The sequence below is a fragment of the Limnobacter sp. genome (assembly GCF_043511195.1).
Taxonomy (GTDB): domain Bacteria; phylum Pseudomonadota; class Gammaproteobacteria; order Burkholderiales; family Burkholderiaceae_B; genus Limnobacter.
This window is the reverse complement of record NZ_CP121330.1, coordinates 342,058-365,040: the sequence shown is the minus strand read 5'-3', so window position 1 is coordinate 365,040 and position 22,983 is coordinate 342,058. Positions and strand designations below refer to the sequence as shown.

General features: G+C 53.8%; 24 protein-coding genes. 10 read left to right on the top strand and 14 right to left on the bottom strand.

The genetic code is table 11. From position 1 onward, the window contains the following. Positions 1–6: 6 nt before the first annotated feature. The 7 genes from P0D43_RS01835 to P0D43_RS01805 form a co-directional block, all read right to left on the bottom strand. Complete coding sequence (locus tag P0D43_RS01835) at positions 7–1,920, bottom strand: ATP-binding cassette domain-containing protein (protein WP_159569076.1); 1,914 nt, start codon at positions 1,918–1,920, stop codon at positions 7–9. 17 nt (positions 1,921–1,937) lie between these two features. Then, positions 1,938–2,783 carry an NUDIX domain-containing protein gene (locus tag P0D43_RS01830; protein ID WP_341236701.1) on the bottom strand — a complete coding sequence of 282 codons (846 nt, stop codon included), beginning with the start codon at positions 2,781–2,783 and terminating at the stop codon, positions 1,938–1,940. A 10-nt stretch (positions 2,784–2,793) separates the two neighbouring features. Then, the gene (gene rodA, locus P0D43_RS01825) at positions 2,794–3,918 is read right to left on the bottom strand and encodes a rod shape-determining protein RodA (protein WP_159569074.1); all 1,125 of its coding nucleotides are present in this window, start codon (positions 3,916–3,918) and stop codon (positions 2,794–2,796) included. Next, positions 3,915–5,837 (bottom strand): penicillin-binding protein 2, encoded by a 1,923-nt coding sequence (mrdA, locus tag P0D43_RS01820; protein WP_341236700.1) that lies wholly within the window; start codon positions 5,835–5,837, stop codon positions 3,915–3,917. Before mrdA ends, rodA begins: the two co-directional genes overlap by 4 nt. Beyond that, on the bottom strand, positions 5,834–6,358 hold the full coding sequence (mreD, locus tag P0D43_RS01815) for a rod shape-determining protein MreD (protein ID WP_159569072.1): 525 nt from the start codon (positions 6,356–6,358) through the stop codon (positions 5,834–5,836). The genes mrdA and mreD overlap by 4 nt, the downstream gene beginning before the upstream one ends. After that, positions 6,348–7,250, bottom strand: a complete 903-nt coding sequence (mreC, locus tag P0D43_RS01810) for a rod shape-determining protein MreC (protein WP_394673084.1) — start codon at positions 7,248–7,250, stop codon at positions 6,348–6,350. The genes mreD and mreC overlap by 11 nt, the downstream gene beginning before the upstream one ends. Before the next feature lie 65 nt (positions 7,251–7,315). After that, positions 7,316–8,359, bottom strand: coding sequence for a rod shape-determining protein (locus P0D43_RS01805; RefSeq protein WP_008248080.1), 1,044 nt, complete (start codon positions 8,357–8,359; stop codon positions 7,316–7,318). Between the two features lie 233 nt (positions 8,360–8,592). Here P0D43_RS01805 and gatC point away from each other — a divergent pair, with 233 nt between their 5' ends. The 3 genes from gatC (at position 8,593) to gatB (ending at position 11,894) form a co-directional block, all read left to right on the top strand. Then, a complete protein-coding gene (gatC, locus tag P0D43_RS01800) occupies positions 8,593–8,892 on the top strand; it encodes an Asp-tRNA(Asn)/Glu-tRNA(Gln) amidotransferase subunit GatC (protein WP_159569071.1) in 300 nt (99 codons plus the stop codon). A gap of 63 nt (positions 8,893–8,955) precedes the next feature. Continuing rightward, positions 8,956–10,440, top strand: a complete 1,485-nt coding sequence (gene gatA, locus P0D43_RS01795; RefSeq protein WP_159569070.1) for an Asp-tRNA(Asn)/Glu-tRNA(Gln) amidotransferase subunit GatA — start codon at positions 8,956–8,958, stop codon at positions 10,438–10,440. A 14-nt stretch (positions 10,441–10,454) separates the two neighbouring features. After that, a complete protein-coding gene (gene gatB / locus P0D43_RS01790) occupies positions 10,455–11,894 on the top strand; it encodes an Asp-tRNA(Asn)/Glu-tRNA(Gln) amidotransferase subunit GatB (protein ID WP_394673083.1) in 1,440 nt (479 codons plus the stop codon). Between the two features lie 258 nt (positions 11,895–12,152). Here the strand turns inward: gatB and P0D43_RS01785 are convergent, their stop codons facing one another. After that, positions 12,153–12,935, bottom strand: coding sequence for an exodeoxyribonuclease III (locus P0D43_RS01785; protein ID WP_159569068.1), 783 nt, complete (start codon positions 12,933–12,935; stop codon positions 12,153–12,155). A 24-nt stretch (positions 12,936–12,959) separates the two neighbouring features. Here P0D43_RS01785 and pyrE point away from each other — a divergent pair, with 24 nt between their 5' ends. After that, positions 12,960–13,664 carry an orotate phosphoribosyltransferase gene (gene pyrE / locus P0D43_RS01780; protein ID WP_159569067.1) on the top strand — a complete coding sequence of 235 codons (705 nt, stop codon included), beginning with the start codon at positions 12,960–12,962 and terminating at the stop codon, positions 13,662–13,664. On the opposite strand, the gene P0D43_RS01775 is transcribed toward pyrE, so the two are convergent. The 5 genes from P0D43_RS01775 to P0D43_RS01755 are packed head-to-tail and all read right to left on the bottom strand — an operon-like array spanning position 13,665 to position 17,272. Continuing rightward, on the bottom strand, positions 13,665–13,949 hold the full coding sequence (locus P0D43_RS01775) for a YbeD family protein (protein ID WP_159569066.1): 285 nt from the start codon (positions 13,947–13,949) through the stop codon (positions 13,665–13,667). 3 nt (positions 13,950–13,952) lie between these two features. Continuing rightward, positions 13,953–15,146 carry a D-alanyl-D-alanine carboxypeptidase family protein gene (locus P0D43_RS01770; protein ID WP_394673082.1) on the bottom strand — a complete coding sequence of 398 codons (1,194 nt, stop codon included), beginning with the start codon at positions 15,144–15,146 and terminating at the stop codon, positions 13,953–13,955. A 46-nt stretch (positions 15,147–15,192) separates the two neighbouring features. Beyond that, on the bottom strand, positions 15,193–15,831 hold the full coding sequence (locus P0D43_RS01765; protein WP_341236695.1) for an alpha/beta fold hydrolase: 639 nt from the start codon (positions 15,829–15,831) through the stop codon (positions 15,193–15,195). Next, positions 15,828–16,139, bottom strand: coding sequence for a ferredoxin (locus P0D43_RS01760; RefSeq protein WP_159569064.1), 312 nt, complete (start codon positions 16,137–16,139; stop codon positions 15,828–15,830). Before P0D43_RS01760 ends, P0D43_RS01765 begins: the two co-directional genes overlap by 4 nt. A gap of 41 nt (positions 16,140–16,180) precedes the next feature. Then, positions 16,181–17,272: a VanZ family protein gene (locus tag P0D43_RS01755; RefSeq protein ID WP_341236694.1), complete on the bottom strand. Its 1,092-nt coding sequence runs from the start codon at positions 17,270–17,272 to the stop codon at positions 16,181–16,183. A 142-nt stretch (positions 17,273–17,414) separates the two neighbouring features. Between P0D43_RS01755 and P0D43_RS01750 the strand changes: the two genes are divergently transcribed. The 3 genes from P0D43_RS01750 to P0D43_RS01740 are packed head-to-tail and all read left to right on the top strand — an operon-like array spanning position 17,415 to position 19,713. Next, positions 17,415–18,167, top strand: coding sequence for a biotin--[acetyl-CoA-carboxylase] ligase (locus tag P0D43_RS01750; protein WP_341236693.1), 753 nt, complete (start codon positions 17,415–17,417; stop codon positions 18,165–18,167). Further along, positions 18,164–18,985: a type III pantothenate kinase gene (locus P0D43_RS01745; RefSeq protein ID WP_159569061.1), complete on the top strand. Its 822-nt coding sequence runs from the start codon at positions 18,164–18,166 to the stop codon at positions 18,983–18,985. The genes P0D43_RS01750 and P0D43_RS01745 overlap by 4 nt, the downstream gene beginning before the upstream one ends. Continuing rightward, the gene (locus P0D43_RS01740; protein ID WP_159569060.1) at positions 18,982–19,713 is read left to right on the top strand and encodes a hypothetical protein; all 732 of its coding nucleotides are present in this window, start codon (positions 18,982–18,984) and stop codon (positions 19,711–19,713) included. The genes P0D43_RS01745 and P0D43_RS01740 overlap by 4 nt, the downstream gene beginning before the upstream one ends. A gap of 1 nt (position 19,714) precedes the next feature. Here the strand turns inward: P0D43_RS01740 and P0D43_RS01735 are convergent, their stop codons facing one another. Beyond that, positions 19,715–20,812 carry a class I SAM-dependent methyltransferase gene (locus P0D43_RS01735; protein ID WP_394673081.1) on the bottom strand — a complete coding sequence of 366 codons (1,098 nt, stop codon included), beginning with the start codon at positions 20,810–20,812 and terminating at the stop codon, positions 19,715–19,717. A gap of 130 nt (positions 20,813–20,942) precedes the next feature. On the opposite strand from P0D43_RS01735, the gene P0D43_RS01730 reads away from it, so the two are divergent. The 3 genes from P0D43_RS01730 to ttcA are packed head-to-tail and all read left to right on the top strand — an operon-like array spanning position 20,943 to position 22,983. After that, positions 20,943–21,707 carry an SDR family oxidoreductase gene (locus P0D43_RS01730; RefSeq protein ID WP_159569058.1) on the top strand — a complete coding sequence of 255 codons (765 nt, stop codon included), beginning with the start codon at positions 20,943–20,945 and terminating at the stop codon, positions 21,705–21,707. Further along, on the top strand, positions 21,704–22,108 hold the full coding sequence (locus tag P0D43_RS01725; protein WP_159569057.1) for a dihydroneopterin aldolase: 405 nt from the start codon (positions 21,704–21,706) through the stop codon (positions 22,106–22,108). Before P0D43_RS01730 ends, P0D43_RS01725 begins: the two co-directional genes overlap by 4 nt. Before the next feature lie 2 nt (positions 22,109–22,110). Continuing rightward, complete coding sequence (gene ttcA, locus P0D43_RS01720) at positions 22,111–22,983, top strand: tRNA 2-thiocytidine(32) synthetase TtcA (RefSeq protein WP_394673080.1); 873 nt, start codon at positions 22,111–22,113, stop codon at positions 22,981–22,983.

Below are 22,983 nucleotides of genomic sequence, written 5' to 3'. Positions count from 1 at the left end.
ACTTCCTCAGCCGTCCAGTTCTTCCCAACGGGCATAGGCTGCCAAAAGTTCGTTTTCAAGTGTCACCATGCGGGCTTGCGCAGCAGTCACCACGCCGGCATCTTGCTGGTAAAAATTGGGGTCGCCAATTTTGGCAACCAACGCTTCCTGTTCCGTTTCAAGTTTCTCGATCAAGGCGGGCAGCATTTCCAGCTCGCGTTGTTCCTTGTATCCCAGTTTTTTGGTTTTTTTGGTGGCAGTGGGTGCAGTGGGTGCAGCCGGGGTAGGGGGCGTTGCTACCGATGCTGCACTCGGGGTAATGGCCTTACCCACATTGGCCCAGGGGTCAGTGGTGCGCTGGCGCAACCAATCGTCATAGCCCCCCACGTAATCACCCACCACGCCATCGCCTTCAAATACCAGGCAACGGGTGACAATCTGGTTCAAAAATTCCCGGTCGTGGCTGACCAAAATCAGTGTGCCTTGGTAAGCCATCAGCTTTTCTTCCAGCAACTCAAGCGTTTCAATGTCCAGGTCGTTGGTCGGCTCGTCGAGCACCATCACGTTCGAGGGTGTTGAAAACAACTGGGCCAGAATAAGCCGCGCACGCTCGCCGCCCGACAAACTTCGCACCGGTTGGCGCGCGCGGTCGGGTGTGAATAAAAAGTCCTGCAAATAGCCAATTACATGCTTGGCCTGCCCATCAATGGTAATGAACTCTTTGCCGGCACCAATAATTTCTACCGCAGTGTCTTCTTCGTTGAACTGACTGCGCAACTGGTCAAAGTAAGCAATTTCCAGTTTTGTGCCCAACTTAATGTGGCCCGAGTCAGGGGGTAGCTGCCCCAGTAACACCTTCAGGGCAGTGGTTTTGCCAATACCGTTTGGGCCCAGAAAACCAATTTTTTCACCACGCAAAATGGTGTTGGTGAAATTGCGTAAAATTGGCAAGTCGCCCAATTGCTTGTTGATGTCGGTCAGTTCGGCGACCAGTTTGCCACTGCGCTCGGCTTCCTGTACCTGTACCTTGGCAGTGCCCACAATGTTGCGGCGGTCTGAAAACTGTTTGCGCATGTCCATTAATGCGCGCACGCGGCCTTCGTTGCGGGTACGGCGTGCCTCAATTCCACGGCGAATCCAAACCTCTTCTTCAGCCAGCTTTTTATCGAACAGCGCATTGGCTTTTTCCTGCGCATGCAAAAATTCAGCTTTGCCTTTCAAAAAGCCTTCGTAGCCACCTGACCAGCTTTTCAGCATGCCGCGGTCCAGGTCGCACACGCGGGTGGCCAGCTTGCGCATGAAGGAACGATCGTGGCTTACGAAAATCACCGCCCCCTTGAACTGACGAATTTGTTCCTCCAGCAATTCAATGCTGGGAATGTCCAGGTGGTTGGTGGGCTCGTCCAGCAGCAGCACATCGGGGCTGCTCACCATGGCTTTGGCCAGCATCACCTTGCGCTTCATGCCGCCCGACAACTTGGCGAATGGCAAATCAGGAGGCAACTTCATGCGGGAAAGCATTTGGTCTACTTCACTTTCTAGATGCCAGCCGTGGTGCTCGCCCAATTCGTGTTGAGCATTCTCCAGTGTTTTCGCTTGCTCCGGTGTTAGCGAGTCATGATCCAGTGGGCCCAGTGTGCGGCTGATACTGATGTGTTTGCCCAGCTCCCCAAAACCCTGCGCCACCACATCAAAAATAGTGTCATCGTGTTCTTGCGGTACAGCCTGTTCAAGGCAGGTCATGCGAATGCCGTCTTGCTTGATCACCAAGCCGTCTTCAGGGGTGGTTTCGCCAGTCAAAATCCGGAACAAAGTACTTTTGCCCGTGCCGTTGCGGCCTACCAAGGCCACGCGTTCACGTTCTTCAATTGAAAAATCAACCTGATCCAGCAGCACAGTGGTACCAATCCGGTACGTGGCGGCTTTTAAACCCAACAACATGTTTGTTCCTTTCGTATTTATTTGGTGGCATTCAGCGCCAGCGCGCAGCACAGGGCTGCATCGGGTGTGAATTGCCAGGCATTGATTGCTTCGACGCAGGCATTGGGCGACATTAACTGGAAGGCGCTTACCTCGCCATCGCGGTTTTCGGGGCGACGACCCCGCTTTAACTGGCCATGAAACAAAATGACTGTTTCGTGATGCCAGCCACCATACAGCAAGGGGCGGCTTAACACCAGTTCATGCGGGGCCAAAGGTTTGATCCAGGCAAAATCGTCTGAATTCAGCCCCGCCTCTTCATCAAGTTCACGCCACAGGGTGCGCTCAACGCTTTCGGCACTGGCAATACCGCCAGCGGCCAGGTTGTCCAGCATCCCTGGGTTTTCATGTTTGGTGAGCGAACGCACACCTGTCCACACGCAGCCGTTGTGGTTTTCAACATGAACATGCACCGCGCGGCTGCGCAAACCCAGTGTCTTGAACAAGGCCCGCTCGGCGGTGGCCAGCACCTGCCCTTGTGGGCTCAGTAGCAGTTGTTCCTCGTTGCGCCAACCTGGTACCAGGCCCAGGGCTTTGAGCATATTGCCTGCACTGGCCAATTTCGCGCTAAGAAGCTGTGGCCCGGCAGTGCTTGTGCAATTCATCCCAAGGGCGGTGCTTGTGCATGCAAGGTCTGCAGCATGAAACACTTTGTCAAAGGTGGTCTGGTGTTGGGTGTCCCAAAAACCCAGGTGTTCGCCATTCAATATCCATGGAATGAATTGCTGGGCAGGGGCGCTGTTCTCGTCGCGCCAGCGCGCTGTGAAGGGCTGAAACTTTCCGGGTAGTGCGTTTTGCAACCAGGCTTTGCTGGCTTGAATCATGACAAGGCCTTCAGGTTTGAATCAGTTTTTTGGTATTTTGAATGCTCATCAAAATACCTGCACCCATGCCCAAGGTCACCATGGCGGTTCCGCCGTAGCTCATCAAGGGCAGCGGCACACCCACCACCGGTAAAATACCGCTGACCATGCCAATGTTCACAAATGCATAGGTGAAGAAAATCAGGGCCATGGATCCCGCCATCAGGCGTGAGAACAACGTGGGCGCGTTGCCAGCAATCACCAGTCCCCGCACAATCAGGCAGGTATAAAGTGTCAACAGCACCAGGCAGCCCAACAAGCCGAACTCCTCTGCCAGCACCGCGAAAATGAAGTCAGTGGTGCGTTCCGGAATAAATTCCAGGTGGGTTTGCGTGCCTTGCAAGAATCCTTTGCCGGTAAACCCACCCGAACCCACGGCCACCGTGGACTGAATAATGTGAAATCCTTTTCCAAGCGGATCTTGGGTGGGGTCGAGCAAGGTAAGTACCCGTTGACGCTGGTAATCGTGCATCAGCGTCCAGAACACGGGCAGGCTTGCCAAGAATAAACCAGTGAGCCAAGCCAGCACTTTCCAGGACAAGCCCGCGAAGAAAATGACAAAGAAGCCCGAGCCCAACACCAGCAGCGCCGTACCCAAGTCGGGCTGTTTCAGAATCAAAACGCCCGGGATGGCCAAAATAATCGAGGCCACTGCGAATTCTCGCCACCCAGAGACGTTTTCTCGCTGCTGAAAGAACCACGCCAACATCAGCGGCATGGAAATTTTCATGATTTCTGACGGTTGAATTCGAATAAAACCCAGGTTAAGCCAACGCTGCGCACCTTTGGAGATGTCGCCAAACAGTTCAACGGCAATCAGCAAAATGACCCCCACCACATACAGCGGCACGGCAATGCGCATCAAAAACTGCGGTTTCAAATTTGCAGTGATCCACATCACCATGAATGCAATCAGAAGATTGCGGGAGTGGTCGATGAATCTGCCCTCGAAATCGAAAGCGGCACTGTATTGGGTAATCAGCGCAAACACCACCAGCGACAGCAAAATGGTGCTGAGCACCGGGTCAAATACCGTCAGGAATGGTTTGATGCGCGGCCAAATCGGTTCGCGTTGAATGGCGCGGGTTCGGTTCAAGGCAAGGCCTCCAGGTTTGCAGCCTGTTCAGGAGCTTGGGGCGCTGGCAAAGCAATTGAGGGATCGTTCTCCGCGTCAATTCGCCAAAAAGTATCGAGTACCTGTTTGATCGCAGGGGCCGCAGACTGACTGCCAAACCCGCCGTTCTCAACAATGGCAGCCAAGGCAATTCGGGGTTGTTCCATGGGTGAAAAAGCAATAAACCAGCCGTGGTCGCGTAGGCGTTCGGCCGAGGCGGCACGGTCTTTGTAAGTTTCGCCCTGTTTCAGTCCAAACACCTGCGCAGTCCCTGTTTTGCCCGCCACCTCATATTTTACGTCCTTGAAAACACCCCGTGCCGTGCCTTCAAGCACTGCGCCGCGCATGCCCAGTTTGACTGTATCGACATGCCGTTGTTGCAAGTTGAGTTGCTTAAAAGCTTCCAGTGGTTTTTCAGTGACTTGTCCACTCACCGGGTTTTGGAAAGCCCGCACCAGTCGGGGTGTTGCGTTCATTCCGCCGCTGGCCAACACTGCTGTGGCGTGCGCCAATTGCAGCGGTGTGTAGTTGTTGTAGCCTTGGCCAATGGCCACCGAAATGGTTTCGCCCGAGTACCAGCGTTGAGCCTCGGCTTTTTTAAAAGCAGCTACTTTCCATTCCCGTGAGGGCAACACACCGGTTCGTTCTCCGTCCAGATCAATACCAGTGCGTGAACCAAAACCAAAGCGGCCCATGAATTCTGAAATGATGTCGATACCCATTTCACTGCCCAGCATGTAGTAATAGGTATTGCATGACTCGGCAATTGATTTGTACATGTCCACCATACCGTGGCCGCCAATTTTGTCATCCATGAATCGGCGCGAGCCGAAGTCAAAGTAACCGGGGTCGCGCAGTGTGCTGGATGCCGTGCGAAAGCCGCGCTCCAGGGCGGCCAGCGCCATGAAGGGCTTGAAGGTGGAGCCGGGCGGATAAGTGCCTGTCAATGGCCGGTTTAACAAAGGCCGATCGATGCTTTCATTCAGTAGCTTCCAGTTCTCAGAGTCAATGCCTTCTACAAACAGATTGGGGTCAAAACTGGGGGCGCTTACCATGGCCAGAATATCGCCATTGCGCGGATCGATGGCAACCAGCGCCCCCCGTTTGCCTTGCAATGCCTTCTCCGCGGCTTCTTGCAAGCGGATATCGATCGATAGCATCAGGTTTTCACCCGGCACTGCGGGCGAGCGTGAAAGCACCCGAACGGCTCGGCCACCCGCCGAGGTTTCTACCTCTTCAAAGCCGGTTCGTCCGTGTAATTGCGTTTCATAACGTTTTTCCAGACCGTCTTTGCCGATGTAGGCCGTGCCCCGGTAGTTGTTTGTTTGGTCGAGTTCTTCAATGCGGTCTTGATCCCGTGCCGAAATTCGACCAATGTAACCCAGCAAGTGCGCCGCATATGAGCCATATGGGTATTGTCTAAAAAGGCGAGCGCGAATTTCCACGCCGGGAAAACGGAAGCTTTGCACCGCAAACCGGGCCACTTCTTCGTCCGTCAGGCGGGTACGAATCGGAATGGATTCAAATCGTTTCGATTCAGCACGCAGTTTCTTGAATCGTCTGCGATCCAGGGCGGAGATTTCAACAATCTTGCCGAGTTCATCAATCATCTCGTTCAAGTTGTCGATTTTGGATGGGGTGATTTCAAGTGTGTAGGCTGAATAATTGTTCGCCAGCACCACGCCGTTGCGGTCAAGAATCAGCCCGCGGTTGGGCACCAGCGGCACAATGGTGATTCGGTTGTCCTCGGCTTTGGATTGGTATTTGTCATAGCTGATCACTTGAAGCCAAAGCAGGCGCGCCACCAGCACCAGAAACAGCAACACCACAAAGAGGCCAGCCAGAAACAGCCGGAACCGGAACTGTTTGATGGCTTGTTCTGGGTGGTTAAACTCGGTCATATCGGGCGGTCGTTGTCACGGTTTTCCGGAAGCTTCTGTGGTGCGAGCAGCAAGAATTGAGTCAGTGGCCACAATGCAGCGGTCAACGCGCTTTCAGCAAATATCAAGGTGCCCGGAAATGTGCCGCCGAACATGACACGAATGGCCACGGTAATTGCTTGCGCAGCCAACAGCAACGGAAAAATATGCGCCGCTTGCATCATTGGCGAGAACCACATCACCCGCCGGTGAATGGTGATGGCGAAGTAGGAAAGCAGGGTGTAGGCCAGGGCATGTTCACCAAACACGCTGGCTGAATGCACATCAATTGCGGCACCAAAACACCAAGCCACACCAATGCCAATTCGTCGGGGTTGACGAATATTCCAGAACACCAACACCAAGGCCAACAAATCGGGCGTGATCCAGTTTCTGTCGATCGGAATAAACTTGAACAGCATTGCAGCCAGCAGTGAGAAGGTGATGAACCATGGGTTCACTGGCCGTAAAATCTCGGAGTCGCCAAACGGGTTAATTGCCATTGCCAGCCTCCGTGTTGGTCGCAGAGGGAGGTGCCGTGGGCAAGGCAGGTGGTTTTTCCCTGAATGTGTCCAGTACCAGTACAAAACGGTGGCGTTCTACACCGGCGATGGGTTCACAGAAAATACTGGCAAAGGCATAGAGTGAATTGCGTTCTACGCGAATAACTCGTGCCACCGGAACGCCTCGGGGATACACCCCATCCAGCCCGGAGGTCACCAATAAATCGTTGTTCTCAATGTCGGCGTTGGCCGCCATGAATCGGAGTTCAAGCAAACCGCCGTCCAGCCCGCCATAGGCCACGCTGCGAATCCCATTGCGCAAGTTTTCAACCGGTATGATCTGTTCCTTGTCTGTGATCAGGCTGACTTCGGCACGGCTTGGAAATGCGCGGGTGACTTGCCCCAGCAAGCCCAGTTCATCGATGACAGGCATTCCTTCCTTCACACCCTGAATCAGACCTTTCCCAATGATGATTTTTCGGGAAAACGGATCGCGTGCATCGCTGACAATTTCACTGAGTATGGAGCGCTTCACTTTCAGCGTGTTGCCCACATTCATCAGTTTGCGCAGTTTCTCGTTTTCCTGGCGCAGGGTTTCCAGTTCGTGCAGTCTTTGTTTGTCTTGAAGTTGCTCGAGAATCAAGGTTCTGTTTTCGGATTGAAGCGTGTCGAGCGTTGACACATAATCAATGCCGGCCTGGCTCCACTCAATGGGCAGGCTTGCAATTTTTTGTAATGGATAAAGTACGGTGCCCACCGCTTTGCGCACCACTTCCATGGCAGCAAAGCGCGAATCGAGAAACAACAGGCCCACCGAGAGCGCGACAAAAAAGGCCAGCCGCACGCGTGCGGATGGGCCTTGTTTGAACAACGGTGGTGGTGTGTACTCCATAGGCTTGTCGCCGGTTCAAGGCTAGGCTGGGTTAGAAGCCGGAGTTCGAACCGCTTGTACTCTATTTATTCACTGGTGAAAATGGTGCCCAACTTGTCCATGCGTTCCAGCGCAAGGCCGCAACCACGAACCACGCAAGTCAGCGGGTCTTCGGCCACATGCACAGGCAAGCCGGTTTCTTCCATGAGCAAGCGGTCCAGGTCGCGCAACAAGGCGCCACCACCGGTCAGCATCATGCCGCGCTCGGCAATGTCTGCGCCCAGTTCTGGTGGAGTTTGTTCCAGTGCGGATTTCACTGCGGACACGATTGCATTCAATGGTTCGGTCAGCGCTTCCAGAATTTCATTGGAAGAAATGGTGAATCGGCGTGGAATGCCTTCCGACAAATTGCGGCCTGTCACTTCCATGTCTTTCACTTCCGAGCCGGGGAAGGCGGATCCGATTTGCTTCTTGATGGCTTCCGCTGTGGGTTCGCCGATCATCATGCCGTAATTGCGGCGAATGTAGCTGATGATGGCTTCGTCGAACTTGTCGCCGCCCACGCGCACGCTGCCTGCGTACACCATGCCACCCAGGGAAATGATGCCCACCTCGGTGGTGCCGCCGCCAATGTCAACCACCATGGAGCCCGATGCTTCGGAAACTGGCAGGCCTGCACCAATTGCAGCAGCCATTGGTTCTTCAATCAGGTAAACCTGGGATGCACCTGCGCCCAATGCGCTTTCGCGAATGGCGCGGCGCTCAACTTGCGTCGACCCGCAGGGCACGCAAATGATTATTCTGGGGCTGGGAGAAAACAGACGGCTTTCGTGAACCATCTTGATGAACTGCTTGAGCATTTGCTCAGTCACCGTGAAATCGGCGATCACGCCGTCTTTCATGGGGCGAATGGCCTCGATGTTGCCTGGCACTTTACCCAACATTTGCTTGGCTTCAAGGCCAACCGCAGTGATGGTTTTCTTGCCATTGGGGCCGCCTTCCTGGCGGATGGCAACCACGGAGGGCTCGTCGAGAACGATGCCTTTGGTGCGGGCGTAAATTAGCGTGTTGGCCGTGCCCAAATCAATGGCCAAGTCGTTTGATAAGTAGCTGCGTAGAAACCCAAACATGGTGATGTTCTAACCTGTGTCGTGTAGTTGGAGAGCTGCCAAGCCCGCGAAGCTCAAAGTTGTCTAGAAGTTGTCCGGTTCGCCACTATTTATGGGACTTCACTTGTCAAGTGGCGTAACTACCGATGATAACCTATAAAATAAGTAGACTTTGATCAACACAGACTTTCACCAAGCGGCTTTTGCATCATTTAGAAGCGATGCTCAGGCCTGCTGGTCGGCGGAGAAAATTTATGTCCCTTGATTCCGGACAAATTGCAAAAATTGCGGCCTTGTCGCGCTTGAAAGTGGCTCCCGAGCAAGCCCAGGCCCTTGAGCAACAATTGAACAACATCATGCAATTGGCCGATCGCTTGAGCAGTGAAAACACTGAAGGTGTTGAGCCACTCGCGCATCCCATCTCGCTGATTCAGCCGATCGCGCTTCGCTTGCGCGAAGACCTGGTGACAGAAGCAGACAACCGCACTGCCAACATGGCCAACGCGCCAGCAGCCGAGAAAGGCTTGTTTTTGGTGCCCAAAGTGATCGAATAATTGTTCATTGAAAAGTTTTACCTCCTAATTTTGCAAATCTGACATTGGAATGTGGTTTTAAGCATGTCTTCCAAACTTCAAAGTATTTCCGCGCTGCGCACCCTGCTGGACGAGAAAAAAGCCAGCGCGACTGAGCTGGCCCACGACGCCCTGCGCGAAGCGGGTCAGCAATCCAGTCTGAACGCATTCGTTGACATTCGCGATGACCTCACCCTTGAACAAGCCAAAGCTGCCGATTTGCGTTTGGCTTCCGGTGAAAAAGGTGCGCTACTGGGTATTCCGACTGCGCACAAAGACATTTTTGTTACACAGGGCTGGACCAGCACGGCTGGCTCGAAAATGCTGGCAGGTTACCAAAGCCCCTTTGATGCCGAGGTGGTGTCGCGCTTGAATGCTGCTGGAACCGTCAGCATTGGCAAATTGAACTGCGATGAATTTGCAATGGGTTCGTCCAACGAAAAAAGCGCCTACGGTCCGTGTTTGAACCCTTGGGACTCGCTGGCTGTGCCCGGTGGCTCCTCGGGTGGTTCGGCGGTGGCCGTGGCTGCTGGTGTGGTGCCATTTACAACCGGCACCGACACGGGTGGTTCTATTCGCCAACCTGCCTCGTTGTGCGGCATCACCGGCATCAAGCCCACCTATGGCAGTTGCAGCCGCTATGGCATGATCGCCTACGCTAGCAGCCTGGACCAAGCTGGCCCAATGGCCCACAGCGCCCGCGATTGCGCCTTGGTACTCAATGCCATGGTGGGCTTTGATGCGAAAGACAGCACCAGCGTGCAGCGTCCAGTTGATCAAGAGGATTTCACGGCCGGTTTTGGCAAGGCCTTGAGAAACGGCGATGTCGCAAAACCGCTGGCTGGTGTGCGTGTGGGCCTTCCCGCTGAATTTTTTGGCGAGGGTTTGGCCGCCGATGTACGCGCGCCAATTGATGCTGCACTGAAACAGCTTGAAGCCATGGGCGCCATGCTGGTGAACATCAGTCTGCCGCGCACTGAATTGTCCATTCCTGCGTACTACGTAATCGCCCCGGCCGAAGCCAGCTCCAACCTGTCGCGTTTTGATGGTGTGCGTTATGGTCACCGCGCGGCCGATTACACCGATTTGAAATCCATGTACGAGAATTCGCGCAGCGAAGGTTTTGGCCTTGAAGTACAGCGTCGCATCATGGTGGGTGCCTATGTGCTTTCGCATGGTTATTACGACGCGTATTATTTGCAGGCCCAGAAAATTCGCCGCCTGATTGCGCAAGACTTCCAGGCTGCCTTTCAGCAGTGTGATTTCATCGCTGGCCCGGTCAGCCCCACAGTGGCGTGGAATTTGGGCGAGAAGTCGGCTGACCCGGTTCAAATGTACCTGGCCGACATTTACACGCTGAGCACCAGCCTGGCTGGTTTGCCCGGCATGAGTGTGCCCGTGGGCTTCGGTGACAAAAACCGCCCCGTGGGCATGCAGCTGATTGGCAACTATTTCAAGGAAGGGGAATTGCTGGCATTGGCTGATCATTATCAGCTTGCTACCGATTGGCACCTTCGTACACCGTCTTAAAAAGGGATCACACCATGCAATGGGAAATTGTGGTGGGTCTTGAAACCCACACCCAGCTCACAACAGAATCAAAAATTTTCTCGGGTGCTAGCACCGCTTTTGGTGCCGAGCCCAATGCACAGGCCTGTGCCGTTGATTTGGCTTTGCCCGGTGTTTTGCCAGTCATGAACAAGGCCGCCGTGCAGCGTGCCATTCAGTTTGGTTTGGCCGTGGGCGCCAAAGTGGCCGAGCACTCCATATTTGCGCGTAAAAACTATTTCTATCCCGACTTGCCCAAAGGCTATCAAATCAGCCAGTTTGAAATTCCTGTGGTGCAGGGCGGAACAGTCAGCTTTTTGCTGGGCGATCAAATGAAAACCGTGCGCCTGGTGCGCGCCCATTTGGAAGAAGACGCAGGCAAAAGCCTGCATGAAGACTTTGCAGGCCAGTCGGGTATCGACCTGAATCGTGCTGGTACGCCGCTGCTCGAAATTGTGACCGAACCCGACATGCGCTCGGCCGAAGAAGCGGTGGCCTACGCAAAAACTTTGCACACGCTGGTCACATGGCTGGGCATTTGCGACGGCAATATGCAGGAAGGCAGCTTCCGCTGCGACGCCAACGTGTCGGTTCGCCCCAAAGGCGAAACCAAGCTGGGTACGCGTTGTGAAATCAAAAACCTGAACAGTTTCAAGTTCTTGCAGGCTGCCATTTTGTTCGAAGCGCAGCGTCAAATCGAAATCATCGAAGATGGCGGCGTTATCAAGCAAGAAACGCGACTTTACGATCCAGATCGCAACGAAACCCGTTCCATGCGCAGCAAGGAAGATTCGGAAGACTACCGTTACTTCCCCGATCCTGATCTGCCTCCACTGATGATTTCCCAGGAGTGGGTTGAGCAGGTTCGCGCTGAAATGCCTGAATTGCCAGGCCAGAAACAGGCGCGTTACACCGCTGATTTGGGTTTGAGTGAATACGATGCGGTTACCGTCACTGGCAGCCGGGCCATGACCAATTACTTTGAAGCGGCCTTGGCCGTTGCAGGCAATGACAAAGCAAAGCCCTTGGCGAACTGGTTGCTGGGTGAGTTTTCGGCCAACCTGAATCGGGAAGACAAAACGCCTGCTGAATCACCCATTGAGCCAGCCCTGATGGCTGCTTTGGTGAAGCGCGTGGTAGACGGAACCCTGAACAACAAAACTGCGAAAGTGGTGTTTGCTGCCCTGTGGGAAGGCAAGTACGCTGACGTGGATGCGTGTATCAAAGGTGAAGGTTTGGAGCAGATTTCCGACTCAGGCGCTGTCGAGAAAATGATTGACGATGTGTTGGCTGCGCATCCCGGCCCTGTGGCCGAGTACAAGGCAGGCAAAGAAGCCTCGTTTAACTTCTTGGTTGGGCAGATCATGCGCGCCGCGCGTGGAAAGGCCAACCCGGCGCAGGTGAATGAGATTTTGAAGGCGAAACTGAGCGCGTGATCAATACCACTTTGGCATGAGTTGCTGCTGCTTCGTGCCAACTCGCCGTGGGTTGCCTGTTTCGCACTGAAAACCGCTTAATCCCTTTTTGAGATTCACCCTGACTCACCTCGCTCGGCAAAAGGGCGGGCCGAGTCTCGGTGCCGGCCTATGGCCGACCGTGGCGGTTGAATCCAAACGGGGCGGTTTTCTTCAAGTGCGTCCCAAGCAATCCCACTGCCGAGTTGGCTGAATCATCAGCCTAATCGACCGGTCTCGTTACAGCGGGTGATCGTAATCCGCAATCAGCGGTGCATGGTCTGAAAACTTCTGGCCCTTGTAAACACTCACTTCACGTATCAAGTCACGCAATGCGGGGCTCACCATCTGGTAATCAATTCGCCACCCCACATTCTTGGCATAAGCTTGCCCTCGGTTGCTCCACCAGGTGTAGCAAGCCTCGGTTTCCTCTGGGTACAGCACACGGTAAGCGTCTACCCATCCGCGATTTTCAATTACCTCGCCAATCCAGGCGCGTTCTTCAGGGGTGAAGCCGCTGTTTTTCAGGTTGCCTTTCCAGTTTTTCAGGTCAATTTCCTTGTGGGCAATATTCCAGTCGCCACACAAAACAACAGGCTTCTTCTTGCTCTCAAAATCGTCGAAAATTTGCGCAAAGTGATCTAAAAACCGGAATTTGGCTTCTTGTCGTTCCTCTGAGCTGCTGCCAGACGGGAAGTAGATGGACGACACAATCATGTTCTCGAATTCTGCGGTGACCATGCGGCCTTCAGCATCGAATTCGGCGTTATCTAGTCCATAAGTCACATTAAGTGGTTCGATTTTGCTGTAAATGCCTACTCCGCTGTAGCCTTTTTTCTCTGCAGCCTGAAAGTAGCCTTGGTAGTCCCCTGGTTGCAGGTGTTCCGGCCCAAGATCGGCCAAGTGCGCCTTGATCTCCTGCACGCACACCACATCGGCCTGGCTTTGGTTCATCCAGTCGAAAAACCCTTTTGTGTGGGCAGAACGAATTCCATTCAGATTTGCTGAGATAATGCGGGTCATTGTATGAAGTCAGTTTTTTAGGGATTGATCGTGGTCGATTCAAATCAAAATTTACAGGTTCTTTCCGACCAGTTTTTGCAGTTTGCTGTCGAAAAGCAGGTGTTGCGCTTCGGTGAATTCAAAACCAAGGCCGGAAGAATGTCACCGTACTTTTTCAATGCGGGTCTGTTCAACACAGGCTCTTCTTTACAAAAGCTCAGTGAATTTTACGCACAAACCTTGCTTGAGCAAACCGCTGAGCGGGGAATTGAGTTCGACATGTTGTTTGGTCCGGCTTACAAGGGTATTCCTTTGGTGGCAGGCGCCACCATGGAAATGGCCCGCCGTGGTCGAGACGTGCCCTACGCCTTTAACCGCAAGGAAGCCAAGGACCACGGAGAAGGTGGTTCTTTGGTAGGTGCTCCACTGGAAGGGCGTGTTGTCATTGTTGACGATGTCATTTCGGCAGGCACATCGGTGCGCGAATCCGTTGAAATCATTCGCGCCAACGGGGCTGAGCCCGCAGCTGTGCTGATTGCCCTTGATCGCATGGAAAAAGGCATGCGCGATGGTCAGGACACACAGCACTCGGCGGTTCAGGAAGTTGAGCAGTTGTATGGTATCCCTGTGCTGGCCATTGCCAACCTGCAAGATTTGTTGCGCTACCTGTTGACTCGCCAAGCGGCCAATGTTCGCCTGGCCGGCTGGTACGAAAAGGTCAAGGAATATCGTTCCCGTTACGGGGTTTGATCAAAGTACAACCGACACCAGCTCGTGGCCGGACAGCGCCCTGTAGATGTCGTCCAGCTCGTCTTGGTTGTGGACATAGACGTTGCAGGTCAAGCTCAGGTAATTGCCCTTGCTGCTGGGGCGCATGTCAACGCCTGCAACATCAAATCCAGGGCTCATGCTGAGCAATAAATCGCAAATTACCTGAGAAAATTCAGGCACATTCTTTCCCATCACCTTGATGGGAAAGTGTGTCGGAAACTCAATCAGGCTTTTCTTGCCTTCACTGGGTGTCGGTGTGCTCATTGTTTACTCTTCAAACCACAATTTGGCAGAGTCTACCATTCGGCCAAACAAACCGGCTTCTTCGGCTGTGGACAGGGCCAGAAGCGGCACAGTACCAATTGTTTCGCCGTTCAGTGTCAACTTCAAGGTGCCCAATTCGGTGCCCGCAGGAATTGGCGCAATCAGGGTGCCTTTTTTCTCGACTGTGGCCTTCAATTGTTTGGCCATGCCGCGTGGCACATTGATCAGCAGGTCCTTGTTCACGCCCAGCTTTATCTCTTTGGCCTGGCCTTTGTAGACCTCGCTGGTGCTAATGGCTTGCTTGGCTGAATAAAGCTTCACGGTTTCAAACATTTGATAACCGTAGTTCATCAGTTTCAGGCTTTCCTGGGTGCGGGCCTGGTCCGATGTGGTGCCCAGTACCACCGACAGCAGGCGGCGATCAACTCCGTTGGGCAGTGTGCGATTGGCCGAGCTGACCAGGCAATAGCCAGCCGACTCAGTGTGGCCGGTTTTCATGCCATCCACGGAAGAGTCGATCCACAACAGGCGGTTGCGGTTGGGCTGACGAATGCCGTTGTAGGTGTATTCCTTGGTCGAGTACATCTTCTTGTAGTACTCAGGAAAGTCTTGAATGATCCGTTTTGCAAGAACTCCCAGATCGCGCGCCGTGGTGTAGTGCTGCGGATCGGGCAGGCCTGTGGCGTTTTTGAAGTTGGTGTCCGTCAGGCCCAGTCGCTTGGCTTGCTGGTTCATCAGTGTCGCAAAGTTGTTTTCGTCCCCTGCCAACAGTTCGGCTATCGCGCGGCTTGCGTCGTTGCCCGACTGCACAATCACACCGTAAAGCAGTTCTTCAACTGTGACTGGCTTGTTGGGTTCGATAAACATGCGTGAACCTTCCGCCTTCCAGGCATAGGGTGACACTGGCACTTGTTGATCCATGCGAATTTGCTTGCTTTCAAGTGCTGCAAAAGCCATGTAGGCCGTCATCAACTTGGTCAGCGAAGCGGGATCAAGGCGTTCGCGGCTATTGAACTCGGCCAGGGTTTGGCCCGTGGTCAGGTCTAGCAACATATAGCCCTTCGCGCCGATTTCGGGTGGAGGGGGCATGACACTGGATTGGGCAACCGCTTGCGTGGCAACTCCGATACCCAGGCCCAGAACCAATGAAAGTTGGCCCACATGGCGTTTGAATCGGGAAATTCCTGAATTAAACAAGTAAAAAGCTCCTGTACTAGAAATGGGTAAGGAAAGTGGATGGCGTTTAGCTTGGGTAATAACGCACAACCAGCTCTTTGAGTTGAGGCAGTTTGCCGTGAAAAAAATGTTCCACTCCTGGCAAGACCATCACTGGCAGGTCTTGTTCACCTGCCCAACGTAAAACATCGCTTAGCGGCACAGTGTCGTCGACTTCACCATGAATCACCAGTGTGTTGTCAGGTACAGGGGCCACGTCAAAACGACTCGTGGCAGTGCCCACCAGCACCAGTTTTCCGATGTTTATTCCAGCCTCGCGCAGTCGTTGTGCGCCGTGGCTGGTGACAAATGCACCGAAGGAGAAACCAGCCATGGCAACCGGCTGGCTTTGTAGCTCCACGGGCAGCAAAGTTGTGCGGGCCTGTTCAGTCAGTTGCGCAAGGTCGTCGGTTTCGCCTTGACCGTTGTCGTGCGTGCCAGCGCTTTGACCGACACCCCTGAAATTGAAGCGCAAGGTCGTGTAGCCCATTTGAAGAAACGCGCGCGCTAGCGTTTGAACAACTTTGTTGTCTTTGGTGCCGCCAAACAAAGGGTGGGGGTGTGCAATGACCGCCAAGCCGCGTATCGCTGCGGTGGGCTCGTCAATAGACACTTCAATCGGGCCTGCGTGGCCGTCCCACAGTTCATGTCGGGTTTTCGGATTCATGGCAATCGCAGGCGTTCGACGATTTCACCGCCCACCAAGTGAGAATCAATAATTTCATCCACGTCCGAGATGTCCACATAGGTGTACCAAACACCTTCGGGATACACCACCATCACGGGGCCTTCATCGCAACGGTCCAGGCAACCCGCTTTGTTCATCCGGATTTTCCCCTGTCCATTCAAGCCCAGCTTTTTGATGCGCTCCTTGGCGTGTGCATGCGCTGCCGATGCGTGGCAATCTGCGCAACAATTTTCATTGTTGGGGCGTTGGTTGGTGCAAAAGAAAACGTGCTTCTCGAAGTAGCTCATGGCTGGGTGAATCCGCGTGATTGCTCAGGGTATGGTTCCTATTATCGCCGAAAACGTCGCTCGGGCAGGCTCAAAAAGGTCAAAACAGTCAGCGCCAAAATTGGCCACAACTCGCTCACCCAGCGCCCGGCCTCTTGCAGGCTACGAAAAATTGCCAGAATGCCGCTGCCTGGGTTGCCCAGGTCGGGGTCGTAAACACCGGGTAAAAGCAAGGTGATCAACCACCCACCCAACAAGTGCAGCAGGCCGATGCGAGCCATGTGGTGGGGCAACACCTGCATCATCGAAATGGTCAGTGCTACCACAAAGGCGATCAGCAGGCCCAAACTATTGGCCTCAAACCAACGTTGCCCCAAGTAGCTCCACGCCGACATGGGTGCCAGTACCAGGTAATCAAGCAAGCGAATCAATAGCGTCAGCGCAATCAACACAATCAAGAGTCGTGTTCGTGGCGAGCCAGCATGGGTCTGGGCAAGGCCAACCATCCAGGCGCACATCAAAAAACAATAGTTGATGAATGTGGGGGCAATTGTTTCAATTTTCAGCAATACCTCCAGGGGTATTCCAAATGGCGTGCTGTGCTGCAGCGGGCCGGGTATTTCCAGCAAATTACCCAGCCACAGCCCTGTGCTGAATGTCGGGTTTTGCGGCGGTAAAATGCTGAGAAACCAAAGGCTGAGCAAGCCCATGCCAATCCATGCACGCTGAATCAGCCAATGTTCAATTCTGCGGTTTAATAATGGGGCAATTCGGTGGTGCGCGGTCACGTAAATACCCGCCAATACGCCCAAGGCGCCACCAATCGCATTGGTGACCAGGTCCATTTTCGAAGGCACCCGGCTTGGCAAAAATGTTTGCATCGATTCCAGGGCCAGCGAGATCAGCGCACACACCAGCACCACAAGTATTTTGTCGAATGTACGCGGCTGCCGGTTCAGCCCCAGCAGCATCAGAAAGCCCAGCGGAATGTAGCCCCCGATATTGATGAATACATCGGCCCACAGTACTTTTTGATGCACGGGTATCCAGGGGCCAAACAGAAATTCAAAAGGACCAATGCCAATGTGTCGCCAGTCACTGTAAGGAAACAGGCTCAGGTGAATGACCATGCACGCATACAGACTCGCAAACATCAGAATCCCGGTGTATGGGGTTCTTTTCAGCAGGCTGGAATGGATTGGTGACATTGGGTTTGAGCAGTTCCTTGGTTTTGAGTCCCATTCGAGGGTTAAGATGGGCGAAATTTCACAACTTGCCTGAAATAATCGTCATCCGATGTTAACCCAAGCCGAAGTGCACTGGATCGAACTCGATTCAGTCGACTCAACAAATGATTATCTCAGCCGCGCTTACCAGCAGGGGCGAGTGTCGGGTGTTGCGGCAGTGCTGGCCAACATGCAAACTGCTGGCCGCGGGCGTGGCGGGCGAGTGTGGCAGGCGCAGCCCGGTTCTGGTTTGTGCCTGTCTTTGGGCTTGCCCATGGCGGGGCTGCAAATGCCATTCTTGCCGCTTTGCGTCGGCGTGGCAGTGGCTCAGGTTCTTGAGCAATGGAATGTACCCGTGCACCTGAAGTGGCCCAATGATTTGTTGGCGGACCAACAAAAATTGGGCGGTGTGCTGTGCGAATCCTTTCAAACCGGGCAGGGTGCAGTCACTGTGGTCGGGATTGGGCTGAATATTCAGCCCGTCGATGTTCCCGACGCGCTTTCCGGTCGGGGGGCCACCAGTTTGTCGAACTATTTGCCAGCGTCTAGTATGCCTTCATCGCGCAACCTGGCCGAGCAGGTCGTGTTTTCGGTTTTGAGATGGATTGACATGGCAAGCGTACAAGGAATTGACGCGATATTTGCTGAATTCACCCGGCGTGATTCCTGGCTGCACAATCCAGTGCAAGTGGAAGACCAAGGGGTGGTTTGTTTTACAGGCGAGGCCATGGGAATTGACCGGCAAGGTGCGTATTTGGTAAATACAGAACAGGGCCTGCGTGCAGTTCATGCGGGCGATCTGTCATTGAGGGTGCGGCTGTGAGCAATACTGGCAGTTTGTTGTGTATCGACGCAGGAAACACGTTGGTGAAGTGGTGCTTGCACGCGAGCGTCAGTTTGCCGTTTGAGCAACCCTCGGCTTTTTTCAGTCACCCGACCACAGGTTTTAAGCCTTTCTCTGGCGCATCGAAGTTGTTGCACCAGCAACTTGCGCCTTGTTTGGATCATGCTCAGTCCCCAGTGCAGGCGGTGTTGCTCAGCAATGTCTTGGGCCCGGATTTCGAACGGTCAGTGCGCGAAGTGTGCGAGGTTGCTGGCGTGGCCCTGCATGTATTGACTGTGAACAGGCATGCCGAGGTTCAATCGGCATACGAAACCCCAGCTGCTTTGGGTAAAGACCGATGGGCGGCATGCATGGCGTTGACTCAAGTCAGCCAGGCTGCTGTCAATTTGTTGGTGAGCTTTGGCACGGCCACCACGTTCGACATCGTGGTCAAAAATACCCACTGGCAACACTTGGGCGGATACATTGTGCCGGGCATTGAAACCATGCTTCAAAGTTTGCATTCCAACACCGCTGAATTGCCCAAGGTGGATTTCAATCTCGCCACTGCCAACACTTGGCCTGTCAGCACGCAGCAGGCAATTGGCCAAGGCGTTGGTCGCATGCAGGCAGCAATGGTGCAGTCAATTGCGGCGCAGTTGGAGCAGGAGCATCGTGAGCCTGCCGTGGTGTGGCTCTCGGGTGGGTTTGCACCCATGATGCAGGCCAGTTTGCCGCAGGCCAAGCTGCTTGAGCATGCTGTGTTCAAGGGTTTGTTGGTTGATTATCTATTGGGTCAGAAAGGTGCGGCAGCATGAATGGTTGGCGTGTTCTGGCTGTGTTCCTGCTATTGGGTAATCTGGTCTTGCTGGGTTTGGGTGTTGTTACAAACAGCAGTTCGCAAAAAGCGATTGATTCGCCTGGCTTGCGTGCTGAGTGGGTCGGCGTAGAGCGCCCCTGGGATCAGGCTGTTGATGTCATTCGTGCGCCTACACCCGTGGCCCCTAAAATTGATTTGAAACAGGGGCAAGCCCAGCTCGACAGTGCAATTGAAAATGCAAGTAAACAGGTGTTCGAGAATCCGAAACTCAATCAGGAATGCCTGTTGTGGGGCCCATTGCTGCAAAGTGAATCTGCGCGCGTCCAAGAGGCCTTGCTGAATTGGGGCGGGGAAACTGACAGGCTCGAACGACAAGTGCCAGTAGGCTACGTGGTTTACCTGCCGCAAGACATTGTGAACAGTGGGGTCGGTATTGACCAACTCTCTGGCAAGGGTATTACCGACATGTTTTACATCACCACACCTGGGCCGTTGCAAGGCACTATTTCATTGGGCTTGTTTAGGGACCTGGATCGGGCGAATGTTCAGAAGGCTGACCTGGCCCGGCGTGGTGTCGTGGGGGTTCAAATTCGGGAGCGACTTGGTCCGGTGCGTGTGTTTTTTGAGCTTCGGGGAAATGCCACGCAAATTGAATCAATGCGTTCAGTGTTTGAGTTGAACAGAAAAGGCGAGCTAAAGCCTTGCGAATCGCAAGCAGCATCCTGAGTTAAAGGTCTCCGCTTCGGTCCTTGTCTAAAAATATCTGGGCCAACTGTGTGCCCTCCGCGTTCACGCCTTTGCTCCAGCAAATCACTTTGAATGCTTCACCCATGTCGGCTTCGTTCAGCAGTGTATTCAAATGTTGACGCATCAAGGCGCCACGCGTCGGGTGAGTAAAATCAGGCTGTTGTTGGGCCAGTTCAAGAATGCCATGCGCCAATAAAAATTCGCCTTGGTGTGCATAGCCTTCGAGTTCGCCGTTGCAGCTTGTCAGCGCCTCATACACCGCGCTGAAATTCACGTGGGCCGTCAAATCCTGTTGGCCCACTTTCACCAAAAAATCATCATGTGCTGTGTGGCGGCTTGTCGCGCGCAAGGTGCCTTTGCTGCGCGTAGGGTGGTAGTACATGGCTTCATGAAAACCATAGTCAATCATCAGCGCAAGGCCGTTTAAGCGCTCCGTCATTGTTTTTACCCACGCGGTGCTTTGCTCTGCAATTTCAGATTCATAGCCCTCAGGCCAGGGACCGTGGGCCGATTGCAGGTCAGAAATGGCGGTGGCTAAAACCGGGTCGGCTGGTTTCCATACCCAGCGCAACTCGCCGTTCAGGTGTTGAACCCAAGCTTCAAGTGGCCCGTCGCTTTGCCATTTGAATCGACGAACCGGGGTGGCGTCGAGCACCTCATTGCCCAACACTACGCCGCGGAGTTCATCCGGCAATTCACCAAGCCAATGCACTTTCTGCACCACTTCCGGGCCATGCAGTGCCTTTAACTTGGCCAGTTGCACGGGTTTTAATCCTGCCGACACATCCACGATGTTGTACTGGGTAATCAAATCCCCTGCGGTTTGAAGAATATCGCAAGCCAGTTGCCCGGTTCCGGCACCAAACTCATACACAACACCATTGCAGCGTGGCAGCACGTCACGCAGGGCTTTCCCCAGCGTTTGTCCAAACAGGGGGCTTAGTTCGGGTGCAGTAACGAAGTCACCCTGGCGACCAAAAATTTGCTCGCCCCTGGCGTAGTAGCCATTTTGCAGGTCGTACAGTGCAAATCGCATGAACTCGTCAAAGCGAGTGGCGTGATTAAAATTCGACAGCATGGGGCAGGTCTGGTTTAGAATAGCGGGTTCTTCTTTTAAAAATCAAAGCCTTGAAGTGAACCCTTGTTTGCTTGATGGTGAGTATCCTCGGTTTTCAGATTCTAACCGATCAAACAGCGATGACACAGCGATGACACATGCCAATCCTCAATATGCCCTGGTAACAGGGGGCGCAAAGCGACTGGGTAAAGCCATTTCGCTCGAGCTTGCGCGCGCTGGCTGGTCCATCGTATTGCATTGCCGTTCCTCGCTGGCTGAGGCCCGCGACACAGCGGCGCAAATTGAAGCCCTGGGTGTGCAGTGTGTGGTGGTTCAGGCCGATCTTGAAAAGCCCGACGAGGTTGAAGCCCTGTTCGACGCAGCCGAACAAACCGGGCCCATCCGTTGCGTGGTCAACAATGCGTCATTGTTTGAGTTCGATTCTGGCGAAACCTTTCAGCCCGAGCTTTTTCATCGGCACATGGCCTCGAATCTGGCTGCACCCATTCAATTGGCCAAACGCCTGTTTCAGCATGTACCCGACAACGAGCAAGCTGTCGTGGTGAACCTGCTTGATCAAAAGCTGAAAAATCTGAACCCTGATTTCTTGAGTTACACCTTGACCAAGGCGGGCCTTGAGACCGCCACCACCATGTTGGCCATGGAATTGGCCCCCAAGGTGCGCGTGGTCGGCGTGGCCCCAGGCCTTACCTTGATATCGCACCTGCAAACCGATGCGCAATTCGAGAGTACACACCGAATTTCGCCTTTGAACAAATCCTCCGAGCCCCAAGACATCGCCAACACGGTGTTGTTCCTGGTGCAAAGCCGCGCAATCACTGGCACCACCATTCTTGTGGATGGCGGGCAGCACCTGGTGCCCATGGCGCGCGATTTCAGCATGATGACACCATGACAGACTGGTTTTTTGATTCTCGCCTCGCCGACTGCCGTCGCGTTTTTATTCGTGATTTCGATGTATCGGCTGCCATCGGTGTGTTCCCCCAAGAGTTGGGGCGCACGCAGGCGGTGCGCATCAACATTGATTTTTGGGTAAAGTGCGCCTCCACCCCTTCCGAGCGTGATTTGCTGGTCGATGTCGTTGATTACGACTTCGTTCGCCCGGGCATTCACGGTCTCATTCAGTCGGGCCACATTGGCTTGCTTGAAACGCTGGTGGACAAAACCCTGGCGCTGGTACTCGAGCACCCCAAGGTACTCGCGGCCCGTGTTCGCGCTGAAAAATCCGAGGTCTATCCCGACTGTGAATCAGCCGGTGTCGAGGTATTCCGCTTCAAATCTTCGCAAAGTATTTAATCATGCAAACCATCACGATTTTCCCCAACAAGGCCGAGCAGAAAGACGCGTTTGAGTTCAACAAACTTGAGAAACGCCTGACCAAGCAAGTGGGCCAGGCCATTGCAGATTTCAACATGATTGAAGATGGCGACAAAGTTATGGTATGTCTTTCCGGTGGCAAAGACAGCTATGGCTTGCTCGACATTTTGTTGCTGTTGCGTCAGCGTGCGCCAATTCATTTCGACATTGTCGCCGTGAATCTGGATCAGAAGCAGCCCGGTTTCCCTGAAGAAGTGCTGCCCAACTATTTGCGCAGCATCAACGTACCGTTTCATATTGAAGAACAAGACACTTACTCAATTGTGAAACGCGTGATTCCCGAAGGCAAAACAACGTGTTCTTTGTGTTCACGGTTACGCCGCGGTATTTTGTACCGTGTTGCTTCCGAGTTGGGTGCCACCAAAGTGGCTTTGGGGCATCACAAAGACGACATTTTGCAAACACTGTTGCTGAACTTGTTCTACGGCGGTCGCATGAAAGGCATGCCACCGAAGTTGGTCAGCGACAATGGCGAACACACCATCATTCGCCCATTGGCTTATTGCCGGGAACGGGACTTGGCGCGGTATGCCGAAGAAAAGAATTTCCCGATCATTCCGTGCAACTTGTGCGGCAGTCAGGAAAACCTGAAGCGCAAGGAAATGGCGGCGTTACTCAATCAGTGGGAGAAACACAACCCACGCTGGATCGCCAACCTGTTCACGTCCCTGTCCACCGTGGTGCCTTCGCACCTGATGGATCGCAAGCTGTTTCCGTTCGAAACCATTCGCCCCGGTGCGGCGCTTGAAGACGGCGCGGGTGACAAAGCGTTTGATGCGGATGACGAGTGCTAA

Coding starts and splice junctions, on each gene's coding strand:
- P0D43_RS01785 (WP_159569068.1), bottom strand. CDS start 12,935: ATGACCCGCATTATCTCAGCAAATCTGAATGGAATTCGTTCTGCCCAC.
- gatA (WP_159569070.1), top strand. CDS start 8,956: ATGTCTTCCAAACTTCAAAGTATTTCCGCGCTGCGCACCCTGCTGGAC.
- P0D43_RS01740 (WP_159569060.1), top strand. CDS start 18,982: ATGAATGGTTGGCGTGTTCTGGCTGTGTTCCTGCTATTGGGTAATCTG.
- P0D43_RS01805 (WP_008248080.1), bottom strand. CDS start 8,359: ATGTTTGGGTTTCTACGCAGCTACTTATCAAACGACTTGGCCATTGAT.
- P0D43_RS01760 (WP_159569064.1), bottom strand. CDS start 16,139: ATGAGCTACTTCGAGAAGCACGTTTTCTTTTGCACCAACCAACGCCCC.
- P0D43_RS01730 (WP_159569058.1), top strand. CDS start 20,943: ATGACACATGCCAATCCTCAATATGCCCTGGTAACAGGGGGCGCAAAG.
- gatC (WP_159569071.1), top strand. CDS start 8,593: ATGTCCCTTGATTCCGGACAAATTGCAAAAATTGCGGCCTTGTCGCGC.
- P0D43_RS01835 (WP_159569076.1), bottom strand. CDS start 1,920: ATGTTGTTGGGTTTAAAAGCCGCCACGTACCGGATTGGTACCACTGTG.
- mrdA (WP_341236700.1), bottom strand. CDS start 5,837: ATGACCGAGTTTAACCACCCAGAACAAGCCATCAAACAGTTCCGGTTC.
- mreC (WP_394673084.1), bottom strand. CDS start 7,250: ATGGAGTACACACCACCACCGTTGTTCAAACAAGGCCCATCCGCACGC.
- P0D43_RS01725 (WP_159569057.1), top strand. CDS start 21,704: ATGACAGACTGGTTTTTTGATTCTCGCCTCGCCGACTGCCGTCGCGTT.
- P0D43_RS01755 (WP_341236694.1), bottom strand. CDS start 17,272: ATGTTTGCGAGTCTGTATGCGTGCATGGTCATTCACCTGAGCCTGTTT.
- P0D43_RS01830 (WP_341236701.1), bottom strand. CDS start 2,783: ATGATTCAAGCCAGCAAAGCCTGGTTGCAAAACGCACTACCCGGAAAG.
- P0D43_RS01775 (WP_159569066.1), bottom strand. CDS start 13,949: ATGAGCACACCGACACCCAGTGAAGGCAAGAAAAGCCTGATTGAGTTT.
- P0D43_RS01765 (WP_341236695.1), bottom strand. CDS start 15,831: ATGAATCCGAAAACCCGACATGAACTGTGGGACGGCCACGCAGGCCCG.
- gatB (WP_394673083.1), top strand. CDS start 10,455: ATGCAATGGGAAATTGTGGTGGGTCTTGAAACCCACACCCAGCTCACA.
- P0D43_RS01750 (WP_341236693.1), top strand. CDS start 17,415: ATGTTAACCCAAGCCGAAGTGCACTGGATCGAACTCGATTCAGTCGAC.
- mreD (WP_159569072.1), bottom strand. CDS start 6,358: ATGGCAATTAACCCGTTTGGCGACTCCGAGATTTTACGGCCAGTGAAC.
- ttcA (WP_394673080.1), top strand. CDS start 22,111: ATGCAAACCATCACGATTTTCCCCAACAAGGCCGAGCAGAAAGACGCG.
- P0D43_RS01735 (WP_394673081.1), bottom strand. CDS start 20,812: ATGCTGTCGAATTTTAATCACGCCACTCGCTTTGACGAGTTCATGCGA.